The following is a 10,406-nucleotide window of genomic DNA, read 5'->3' as shown; positions in this document are numbered from 1 at the left end:
CCCCCCGCGCCCCTCCCCCCCGGCGGGGGGTGGTGGGTTAATGGGGTTGGGGCCGAGCTTGGCGGGGGTGGTGTTTTTGGTTAAACCCCCCTCCCTGGTTGGGCTCGGCACTACCTCCAACTAAGCAGCGCACCCATCCCCAACCCTCCCCTTGGCCGTCGGCCAAAGGGAGGGAGCGCAAAGCCATTACCAGACCTTGACCCGCTTCTCAGGTGCCAGATACAGCTTCTGGCCTTCCTTGACCTCGAACGCCGGGTACCACGCATCCAGATTGCGCACGGTCAGTGCACGGAACTGGCCCGGTGCATGCACATTGGTCAGCAGCGAATTACGCAGCGCCTGCTCGCGTGCCTTGCTGCGCCATGCCTGGGCGAAACCAAGGAAGAAGCGCTGGTCCGGGGTGAAGCCTTCCAGCGTCTGCTCCTGCTTGCCCTGCAGTGACAGGCGGTAAGCGTCATAGGCGGTGCCGAGACCGGCAACGTCGGCGATGTTTTCGCCCAGGGTCAGGCGACCGTTGACGCGCACGCCCGGGAACGGCTCATAGCTGTCGAACTGCATCGCCAGCGCATCACCTGCAGCGTTGAACTTCTTCAGGTCGTCCGCCGTCCACCAGTTGTGCAGCTTGCCGGTTTCGTCGAACAGCGCGCCGGCATTGTCGAAGCCGTGGCTGATTTCATGACCGATCACCGCACCGATGGCGCCGTAGTTGATCGCATCATCGGCGGCACCGTCGAAGAACGGCGGCTGCAGGATCGCTGCCGGGAACACCAGGCGGTTTTCCAGCGGCACGTTCATCGCATTGATGGTCTGCGGCAGCATCGCCCATTCGCTGTGGTCGACCGGCTTGCCGAGTTTGGCGATATTGCGCTGGTATTCGAACAGCGAGGCCCGCTGGGCGTTGCCCAGTGCATCGTCCGCTTTCACTTCCAGCGCACTGTAGTCACGCCACTTGCTCGGGTAGCCCATATCCACCTTGAGCCCGGCAACCTTGGCCTTGGCGTGGGCCTTGGTTTCCGGCGACATCCATTCCAGCGCGTCGATGCGCTTGGCGAAGGCGGCGATGATGTTCTTGGCCATCTCATCGGCGCGCGCCTTGGTGTTGGCATCGAAGTGGCGCTCGACGTAGATCTTGCCAACCGCCTCGCCAACCGCGCTGTTGGTTTCGGCAACCGCGCGCTTCCAGCGATCGCTCTGCTGCGGGGTGCCGCTCATCGCGGTGCCGTGGAAGGCGAAGTGTGCGTCGGCGAAGGCCTTGGGCAGATAGGCTGCGGCTTCATCCAACGCATGGAAGGCCATGTAGTCCTTCCATACATCCAGCGGCTCACTGGCGACCAGCGTGGACAGGCCAGCGACAGCCTTGGGCTGCCAGACGATGAAGTCCTGCTGTGCACCCAGGTTGGCGCCCTCCAGGAATGCCTTCCAATCCATGCCCGGTGCCTTGCCGGCGAGGTCGGCCTGCTTCCAGGCGTTTGCGCCCTTCTGCACGTCGTTGGTTTCTTCCTGGGTGGCGTGCGCGCGGGCGATCTTGGTTTCCAGTGCGACGATGCGCGCCGCCTTGGCGGCCGCATCCTTGTCGCCGGACAGCTCCAGCAGCTTGGCCACATAGCCTTCATAGGCCTTACGCAGCTCGGCCATGCGGCCGTCCTGCAGGTAGAAGTCGCGGTCTGGCATGCCCAGGCCGCCCTGCACCAGGTAGGGCGCGTTGCGATCGGGCTGCAGCAGATCCACCGACACCCACACGCCGAACAGGTGCGGCGTGTAGAAGTTGGTGGCGTTCAACAGATCCACATCGGCACGCATGCTGGCACCCAGGGCTTTGGCCAGCGCCGGCTTGTCGGCAATGCCGGCAATGGCCTGCAGTGCCGGCTGCACCGGCGTGGTGCCGCGCGCTTCGATGCCGGCTTCGTCCATGAATGCGGCGTAATAGTCGCCAATCTTGCGGATTTCGCCGGGATTGGCCTTGCCGGCTTCCTCCATGATGGCGCGGGTGTCGGCCAATGTTTTCTCTGCGATCACATTGAAGCTGCCATAACTGGAGCGATCGGCCGGTATCTCGGTGCGCTGCACCCATTGCCCATTGGCGAAGTCGTAGAAGTTGTCGCCGGCGGGCACGCTTCGATCCATGCCGTCGGCATCAAAGCCAAAGCTGCCCAGCTGCGGTTTGGCAGCGCTGCTGGCGGGCGCGGGTGTTGCGCTGGTATCAGTGGCGGGCGTGCTGGCGTCCTTTGCGCAGCCGCTGAGGGCAAGTGCGCTGCCGATTGCCAGTACGAGGAAAGAACGTTGCAAAGCCATGACGGTATCCGGAGGATGTGTATGACAAGTCTAGACCTCGAACCCCGTTCACAAAGATATTGATTCTGGCACTTGACGGATGTGCACAAGTGCGGGGAATGCGAGAAAATTGGTCACGCACTCTTCACGCCGACGGTGATTGTGCTGCATGCTTGAGCGAACGCGCTGCAGGTGGTGTCTGGGGAGACATTCGCAGGGTGGAGTATGTGGTGTTCGCATGCGGCCGTTGCAGGTCCCCACCTGCCGGTTCCTAGTTGTAGTGATGCCAGGACCAACATACGCAATGCCAGCTTTCCGCCTACTGATACGTTGGACTCACCGGTGACTCGGACACCGGCTCATCCATTGCGGGTCATGATCATTGCCGGTGTGGCGGTGGGTTTGCTGTTGGCAGGCGGCATGATCAGCATGTTGTGGAATGACCGCAGCAGTCGGCTTGAGGCCGCGCAGCGGCAGTCGGCGGCGTTGGCCAGTGGCAGCAGCCGCTTGCTGCGCGCGCAGTTGGTCACCTGGGAACGCGCGTTGCGCGGCACCGCCAGCGATACCCGGGAGTTCTATCGACAGGTGCCTGAGCAGGCACCTGCCTTGTTTGAGGCCAGCGTGCGCGGTGTGCTGGAGCGCAACCAGGACCTCGCATCCATCACCCTGGTGGATGATCGCGGTGTGCCGCTGTCAGCTGGGGTGGGCGATCTCACGTTGCAGAGTTGGGTGGTTCCGGAGAATCGCCTGCTCAACGGTGGCCTTTTTCTCGGTGCTCTGGAGCAGACCGCCGACAAGCATTGGGTGCTGCGTGCAGCCCTGCAGGTGCAGCCCGGTCAGTGGTTGTTGACACGGGTGCGGCTTGGCGCTTTCCAGGAGGTTGTCAGCGGCCTGGATCTGGGCCGCGATGGCACCGCCTCCATTGGCAACCGTTACGGGCAGTTGCTCGCCCATAGCCGCGACCCGGAGCGCTTGGTTGGCAGGCCCCTGGCGAAGCCGATGCGGGTTCTGCCGCCGTCACCGACGGTGTTGAAACGTGGTGTGGTGACCAGTCCTTTTGACGGCCAACGCCGCATCGCCGCGGTCAGCGTGCCAACCGATTTCCCGTTGAGTCTGTACGCCTCACTGTCCTACCGTGAGGTGATGGCGGGCTGGTATCTGCTGCTGTATGCCTCCATCGGCGTCTATCTGCTGTATTTGACCGGTTTTGCCTACCTGCTGTATCGGGTTGACCGCAGTACCCGACACCAGCAGCAGCTCAGCGAAGAATTGCAGGCCGGCAATGCCGAGCTGGCATTGGCACACGAAGTTGGCAAGGTAGGCACCTGGTCCATTCATGGCGCACGACCGATCGTGTATTGGTCGGCGCTGACCCAGCAGATGCTGGGCCTGCCGGGGCGCAGCACTTCGCTGGAAGGGTTTTTGACGCGGGTACACGAGGAAGACCGCGCTTGGCTCAACGACATGCTCGTGCGTGCCTTGGCCGGCAAGGGTGCCTTGAACGCGATGTTCCGGCTGCGCAGCGGCGATGGTTCGTTGCGCTGGCTGTCCGCGCGCGGTGAGCTGGTCGATGATGCCGGTGAAAGCAAGCGCCTGGCCGGCGCGGTGGTCGACATCAGCGAGCGGGTCACCACCGAGGCGCGCGCGCAGGAGGCGCAGCGCCAGTTCCGGCTGGTGTTCGATCGCAACCCGGCGCCGTTCTGGATCTTCGATCTGATTACCCTGCGCTTCCTGGAAGTGAACCAGGCCGCGATCGATCAATACGGTTACAGCCGCGATGAGTTCCTGGCGATGTCCATCCTCGACATACGTCCGGCAGCGGAATGGGATGAGATCCGCCAGACCGCCGGCCGTGCGTTGAGCGGCGACCTGCTGGGGCTGCAGATCAGCACCCATCTGCGCAAGGACGGCAGTGCCTTCCACGTGCAGGCGCATTTCGCCAAGCTGGAATTCGCCGGCCGCAATGCCTGCCTGGTGCTGGCCGAAGATGTCAGCCAGCGTCTGCGCTACGAGAATGAACTGGCCTACCGCGCCAGTCACCATGCCGGTACCGGTCTGCTGACCGTGCGTGCGCTGTCCGAGCGCCTGGATGCCGGCAGCCGCGGCTACACCATCGCCCACGTGCAGCTGCGTGGCCTGCAGATGATCACCGATACCCTGGGCCGTGATGCCGGTGAGGAGGCGCTGCGCGCGGTGTCGGTGCGGCTGGGTGGCCTGGCCGCCCGCCATGGTCTGCTGGCGCACCAGCCGGCCGAAGACTTCGTGCTGGCGATCGAAGGCGAGGGCGACCCGCAGATGGCGCTCAATGCCTTGTTGGCGGCGGTGGCCGAGCCCATCCGCGGCCGCGATACCTATCACCAGCTGGAAGCACGCATCGGTGTGGCCAGCTGCCCGCGCGACGGTGAACTCGCCGAGCAGGTGCTGGGTCGCGCGGCACAGGCCGCGCATGCCGCGCGCGAAACCGGTGTGGCGCTGCTGCACTTCCACACCGGTATGGCGGCGCACTATACCGAGCGGTTGCAGCTGGCCGGGCGTATCCATATGGCCATCGACCGCGGCGAATTCCTGCTGCACTTCCAGCCGATCATGGATGCCTCCGAAGGCAGCCCGGTGGCGCTGGAGGCCTTGCTGCGCTGGCCGCAGGCCGATGGCAGCTTCATCGCGCCGGCTGACTTCATCCAGCTATGCGAAGACACCGGACTGATCATCGCGCTCGGCCGTTGGGTGATCCACGCCGCTGCCCGCGCGCAGAAGCAACTGTCCATCGCTGGCTGGCAGCATCTGCCGATCGCGGTGAACGTCTCGGCCGTGCAGCTGTTCAACAGCGATCTGGTCGGCGAGTTCAGCCGTGCGATGCAGGACCACGGCCTGGCCCGTGGCGCGCTGCAGATGGAACTCACCGAGAGCGTGCTGATGCGCAATCCGACCCAGGCGCTGCAGACCCTGGGCCATCTGCATGCCAATGGCGTGGGTGTGGCCTTGGATGATTTTGGTACCGGCTTCTCCAGCATGTCCTACCTGCAGCACCTGCCCTTGGATTCGCTGAAGATCGACCGTGGCTTTGTCAGCGACGTCGAAAGCAATCCACGCAACGCTGCCATCTGCCGTGCGCTGTTGTCGTTGGGCCACAGCATGGGCTTGTCGGTGATTGCCGAGGGCGTGGAGACCGAAGGCCAGCGGCGCTGGCTCGCCGCGCATGGCTGCGACCAGGTGCAGGGGTATCTGCTGGGCCGGCCGATGCCGCTGGAGCAGGTGCTGACGATGCTGGCAGGTAGCCGCTCAAGTTGAGCGGGTCGCGTCCTCGTCCAGGCATTCGACCAGATAGTCGATGAAACTGCGCACCTTCGGTGCCAAATGGCTGCGGCTGGTATAGACCGCATAGATACCGATGGCCGGTACTTCCCACTCTGGTAGTACCGGTACCAGGCGGCCATCGGCCAGTGCCTGATCGATGATGAAATCGGGCTGGGCGATGATGCCCATGCCGGCGATGGCGGCTTCACGCAGCACCTCGCCATTGTTGGCACGCAGATGCGGTTGCAGCGCGATGCTGACCTCGCCCTGCGGCCCTTGCAGCTGCAGCATTTCGCCGGCGGCGGAGTAGGTATAGGACAGGCACTCGTGTGCGGCCAGGTCCTGCGGGGTGGCAGGCGTGCCGCGGCGGGTCAGATAGGACGGCGCTGCGCACAGACGGATGCGGACCTGGGCCAGATGCCGGGCAATCAGGTTGGGCGCGGGTTGGCGGGTGATGCGGATGGCCAGATCGAAGCCTTCCTCGACCATGTCCACCAGACGGTCGGACAGCTGCAGATCCAGCTCCACCTGCGGGTAGCGTGCGCTGTAATCCGGCAGCAGCGCGCCCAGCCGGGCGATGCCGTAACTGACCGGCGCATTGATACGCAGCCGTCCGGACGGCTGCAGCGCCTGTGCACCAACCGAGGCCTCCAGCTCGTCGAACTCGGACAGCAGCTGCACGCAACGCTGGTAGTAGGCCGCACCGGTGCTGGTCGGGCTGACCCGGCGCATGGTGCGGTTGAGCAGGCGCGTGGACAGGCGCTTCTCCAGTGCGGCGACCTGGCGGGTGACGGCGGCGGTGGATAGGTCCAAGGCATCGGCGGCGGCGCTGAAGCCATTGCGTTCGACCACCGCGACAAACACCCGCATGGCATCGATGGTGTCCATTGTTTCCGTTTCCGCAATAAAACGTTGCTGTCGAGATTATTTGTTGCTGGTGCTCCGAGCAATAACCTGTGCGCTCCCCAAACCCCGTCAGGGAGCCCACGATGAGCAGCCAGCTGCCTTCCCTCTACATCTCGCATGGTTCACCGATGACCGCCCTGCAGCCGGGGCTGGTTGGCCCGCGCCTGGCCGAACTGGCCGCCGGGATGCAGCGGCCGCGGGCGATCGTCATGGCCTCGGCGCATTGGCTACGGCGCGCGCCGCAGGTATCGGCGGCAGCCCAGCCGGAGACCATCCACGACTTTGGTGGTTTCCCGGAGGAGCTCTATCAGCTGCAGTACCCGGCACCGGGCGCGCCGGCGCTGGCCCAGGACGTGGCTCAGCGGCTGGCCGATGCCGGCCTGCAGCCGAGCATCGACCCGCAGCGCGGGCTCGATCATGGTGCCTGGGTGCCGTTGCGCTATCTCTATCCGGAGGCCGATATCCCGGTGCTGCAGGTATCGATCCAGCCGGGGCTGGGCCCGAAGCACCAGTTTGCGATGGGCCGTGCATTGGCGCCGCTGCGTGAGCAGGGCGTGCTGATCATCGGTTCGGGCAGCATCACCCACAACCTGCATGACTGGCGCAATTACCAGGACGGCAAGGAAGCGCCGTATGTGCGCCCGTTCATCCAATGGGTGGAGGAGAAACTGGAGGCCGATGATCTGCCGGCCATGTTCGATTACCGCCAGCAGGCGCCGTTCCCGGCGCAGGTGCATCCCACCGATGAACACCTGTTGCCGCTGTACTTCGCGATGGGTGCGGCCGGTAGCGATGAACTGGGTGCGCAACGGATTGATGCCGGTATCGACATGGGATTCCTGGCAATGGATATCTACCGCTTTGATGGCAAGGCGTGACTGACGGCAGCAGGTGACAGTCGGCGTGCAGCGCAGGAACCAGCGCTGCACGCTGAGTGATCTGACGCTGGCGTGATGCGATTGCGAGCGATGATGGAGCACATCGACAACAGCATCGCCTGATTGCTGTGGTAATTTCCCGGTATTCATCCGCCACTGCCAGTCGGCAGCCTGCTGTCGTGGTAGTGAATCCGTGGAACGGGCATGCACACGATTGAAGTAGTTCTGGCGATGCTGGTGGCGGTAGTCGCCAGTGGCTATCTGGTAAGAATCCTCCCCTTCTCATTGCCGTTGCCCTTGGTGCAGATCGGCTTGGGCGCGCTGATTGCGGGTGTGTTCAATCGCGGCCATGCGCTCGAGCCGGACATGTTCTTCCTGCTGTTCCTGCCGCCGCTGCTGTTCCTGGACGGTTGGCGTATTCCCAAACAGGGCCTGTTCCGCGACAAGGGCGCCATCCTGGAGCTGGCGTTCGGGCTGGTGGTGTTCACCGTGCTTGGCGCCGGCCTGCTCATCCACTGGATGATTCCATCGATGCCGTTGGCAGTGGCGTTTGCGTTGGCGGCGATCATCTCGCCTACCGATCCGGTGGCAGTTGGCGCGATTGCCTCACGCGTTCCCATTCCCAAGCGCCTGATGCACATCCTGGAAGGCGAGTCGCTGTTGAACGATGCCTCCGGCCTGGTCTGCTTCCGCTTCGCAGTGGCGGCGGTGATGACCGGTTCGTTCTCACTGGCCGAGGCATCGCTGACCTTCCTGTGGGTGGCGTTCGCTGGCCTTGCCATCGGCGTGGCGGTTACCTGGAGCGTGTCCACCTTCCAGCGCTGGTTGTGGCGCAGCTTCGGTGAAGAGCCTGGCGCGGCGCTGCTGGTCAATCTGCTGATTCCCTTTGCCGCCTACCTGTTGGCCGAAGAACTGCACGCGTCAGGCATCCTCGCGGCAGTGGCCGCGGGTGTGACCATGAGTTACGTGGAGCTGACCGGTCGCATCAGCGGCAGCATGCGCGTGCAGCGCAATGCGGTGTGGAACATGGTGCAGTTCAGCTTCAACGGCATCATCTTCGTGCTGCTGGGCGAGCAATTGCCGGGCATCGTCGAGCGCGCTATCGAGACGATGTCGGAGACCGGCCATCACAGCGCGTGGTGGCTGCTGGTCTATGTGCTGGCCATAAATGCCGTGCTGGTGGTACTGCGGCTGGTCTGGGTATGGCTGTCGCTGCGCTGGAACCTGTTGCGGGCGCGGATGCGTGGCGAAAAAGAAACTACCAGTACCTCGTGGCGGGTGGTGTTGGCGATGTCGGTGGCCGGCGTGCGCGGTGCGATCACCTTGGCTGGCGTGTTGACGTTGCCATTGATGATTCCCGGTGGCGAACCATTCCCTGCGCGTGATCTGGTGATCTTCCTGGCCGCTGCGGTGATCCTGGTGTCGTTGGTCGGTGCCAGCCTGATGCTGCCGCGCCTGCTCAAAGGCCTGGAGCTGCCCAAGGACGACGACAGCCGGCGCGAGGAGGACCTGGCCCGCAGAGCTTCATCAAAGGCGGCCTTGGCGGCGGTCGAGAAGGCCCGGCAGGGATTGGTCGAGGGCCAATCGACCACGGCGGTGCAACTGCTCAACGATGCCGCGGCACGGGTGAGCCTGCTGTACCAGCGCAATCTGGAGAAAGGTCAGGGCCCGGATGAAGACCCGGAGAAAGTGCGGCGCATGGAGCAGGCCTATCGCAGTCTGCGTACGGCTGGCTTGAATGCCGAGCGCGAGGAGCTGTTCCGGTTGACCCGACGCGGGCAGGTATCCGATGAGATCGCGCGCAAGCTGATCCGCAATCTGGATCTGCTGGAGACGCGGCAGCGGGATTGAGGGTGTTTTGGGGGCTCGTTAGCCAGGAGCTTCCCCTCACCCCAACCCCTCTCCCGTAAACGGGAGAGGGGCTCGGATCGCGTCGGCTGCCAGTGCACCAGCCCCTCTCCCGCTAGCGGGAGAGGGGTTGGGGGTGAGGGCAAGCCTTTAAGCTCTTAAGCGTTCTTCAACTCAAGAAAATACGGCTCAACCGTACCTTTGATCTTCAGCGTCATCGGGTTGCCTCGGCGGTCACGGGCCTTGCCGGCCTGGACGCGGATCCAGCCTTCCTGCACGGAATACTCTTCCACGTCATCGCGCTCGATGCCGTTGAAACGGACGCCAACACCACGCTGCAGGGCTTCAGCATTGTGGAACGGACTCTGCGGGTTGATCGCCAAATGATCGGGAGGGGTATCGCTCATCGTGATTCTTGGGTGCAGGCCACCGTGGCCTACTTCTGCCGCACAGGATAACCGCTGCGGCCCTCGCTTCGGTTTTTGATGGCTTCCGTTGGCGGCCCGGGAGCGTCAAAATGCGCGGCATTACGTAGTGGAAGCCGCCTCATGCCTGACAACAGTGCCGATTACGAAGACTCCGATGAACTGCAACCGGACTTCGACGAAGACGACCATCCGGCGCGGGTCTGGAACCTGCTGTGGCTGATCAACCCCGGCGATGAGGACGCCGCGCTGCAGCAGTTCGATGCCTGGCGCGAGGCGCGCGCGGGTAACGAGGAAGACGCCAGCGACGAGCAATGGCTGTGGGACCTGAAGGATGCCATCGACTGGCGTTCAGGTTTCTACGTGGATTGGAAGGACACCGATTCCTTCGTCGCCGCGCTGAACGAGATGGCGGTGCGCTGGAACCTGGACATCGCCTGGGGCGGTGACTTCGACGACGAAGACTTCACCGACGACCTCGACGTACCAACGCTGATGACCACCGCCCATGACCGCCTGCGCGAGCACGGGTACACGGTGTGGAACTGGAATACCGGTGGCGACGCCTACGCCGGCTGGGTGGCACTGAGCCGCGACGACGAAGCGATGCTGGCACTGTGCTCGTTGCTGGGTGTGGAAGTCCGCCCGGGCAGCGACCCGTTCTGAGTCTCGCAGCAACTGTAGTGGGGGGCGCGCGCGCGGCAGGGGTCTCGGGGGGCGGGGGAGGGGAAGCGGTGGCGGCCCGCCGCCAGGCCATAGTGATAGACAGGGCTCGTCAACACGC

Annotated in this window: 7 protein-coding genes; 4 read left to right on the top strand and 3 right to left on the bottom strand. The window is 64.1% G+C overall.

From position 1 onward, the window contains the following. Window positions 1–186: 186 nt before the first annotated feature. Window positions 187–2,292, bottom strand: coding sequence for a M13 family metallopeptidase (locus tag ACVOLS_RS20635; RefSeq protein ID WP_481547178.1), 2,106 nt, complete (start codon window positions 2,290–2,292; stop codon window positions 187–189). A gap of 354 nt (window positions 2,293–2,646) precedes the next feature. Here ACVOLS_RS20635 and ACVOLS_RS20630 point away from each other — a divergent pair, with 354 nt between their 5' ends. Beyond that, complete coding sequence (locus tag ACVOLS_RS20630; RefSeq protein WP_481547177.1) at window positions 2,647–5,559, top strand: bifunctional diguanylate cyclase/phosphodiesterase; 2,913 nt, start codon at window positions 2,647–2,649, stop codon at window positions 5,557–5,559. On the opposite strand, the gene ACVOLS_RS20625 is transcribed toward ACVOLS_RS20630, so the two are convergent. Then, window positions 5,551–6,453 (bottom strand): LysR family transcriptional regulator, encoded by a 903-nt coding sequence (locus ACVOLS_RS20625; RefSeq protein WP_481547176.1) that lies wholly within the window; start codon window positions 6,451–6,453, stop codon window positions 5,551–5,553. The two genes, ACVOLS_RS20630 and ACVOLS_RS20625, sit on opposite strands and share 9 nt — an antisense overlap. A gap of 101 nt (window positions 6,454–6,554) precedes the next feature. On the opposite strand from ACVOLS_RS20625, the gene ACVOLS_RS20620 reads away from it, so the two are divergent. Together ACVOLS_RS20620 and ACVOLS_RS20615 are read left to right on the top strand one after the other, a co-directional pair. After that, a complete protein-coding gene (locus ACVOLS_RS20620; protein WP_481547175.1) occupies window positions 6,555–7,349 on the top strand; it encodes a DODA-type extradiol aromatic ring-opening family dioxygenase in 795 nt (264 codons plus the stop codon). Window positions 7,350–7,553: 204 nt separating this feature from the next. Then, a complete protein-coding gene (locus ACVOLS_RS20615) occupies window positions 7,554–9,200 on the top strand; it encodes a Na+/H+ antiporter (RefSeq protein WP_481547174.1) in 1,647 nt (548 codons plus the stop codon). Between the two features lie 155 nt (window positions 9,201–9,355). On the opposite strand, the gene ACVOLS_RS20610 is transcribed toward ACVOLS_RS20615, so the two are convergent. Continuing rightward, window positions 9,356–9,604 carry a DUF3297 family protein gene (locus ACVOLS_RS20610; RefSeq protein ID WP_481517905.1) on the bottom strand — a complete coding sequence of 83 codons (249 nt, stop codon included), beginning with the start codon at window positions 9,602–9,604 and terminating at the stop codon, window positions 9,356–9,358. A 141-nt stretch (window positions 9,605–9,745) separates the two neighbouring features. On the opposite strand from ACVOLS_RS20610, the gene ACVOLS_RS20605 reads away from it, so the two are divergent. After that, window positions 9,746–10,288, top strand: coding sequence for a DUF6630 family protein (locus ACVOLS_RS20605; RefSeq protein WP_481547173.1), 543 nt, complete (start codon window positions 9,746–9,748; stop codon window positions 10,286–10,288). Window positions 10,289–10,406: the final 118 nt, after the last annotated feature.

Source organism: Stenotrophomonas sp. STEN038, from assembly GCF_056759895.1.
This window is presented reverse-complemented; position numbering and strand designations above follow the sequence as displayed.

Excerpts from the sequence above, each read along its gene's own strand:
- ACVOLS_RS20605 (WP_481547173.1), top strand. The coding sequence starts at position 9,746 with ATGCCTGACAACAGTGCCGATTACGAAGACTCCGATGAACTGCAACCG.
- ACVOLS_RS20615 (WP_481547174.1), top strand. The coding sequence starts at position 7,554 with ATGCACACGATTGAAGTAGTTCTGGCGATGCTGGTGGCGGTAGTCGCC.
- ACVOLS_RS20625 (WP_481547176.1), bottom strand. The coding sequence starts at position 6,453 with ATGGACACCATCGATGCCATGCGGGTGTTTGTCGCGGTGGTCGAACGC.
- ACVOLS_RS20630 (WP_481547177.1), top strand. The coding sequence starts at position 2,647 with ATGATCATTGCCGGTGTGGCGGTGGGTTTGCTGTTGGCAGGCGGCATG.
- ACVOLS_RS20610 (WP_481517905.1), bottom strand. The coding sequence starts at position 9,604 with ATGAGCGATACCCCTCCCGATCATTTGGCGATCAACCCGCAGAGTCCG.
- ACVOLS_RS20635 (WP_481547178.1), bottom strand. The coding sequence starts at position 2,292 with ATGGCTTTGCAACGTTCTTTCCTCGTACTGGCAATCGGCAGCGCACTT.
- ACVOLS_RS20620 (WP_481547175.1), top strand. The coding sequence starts at position 6,555 with ATGAGCAGCCAGCTGCCTTCCCTCTACATCTCGCATGGTTCACCGATG.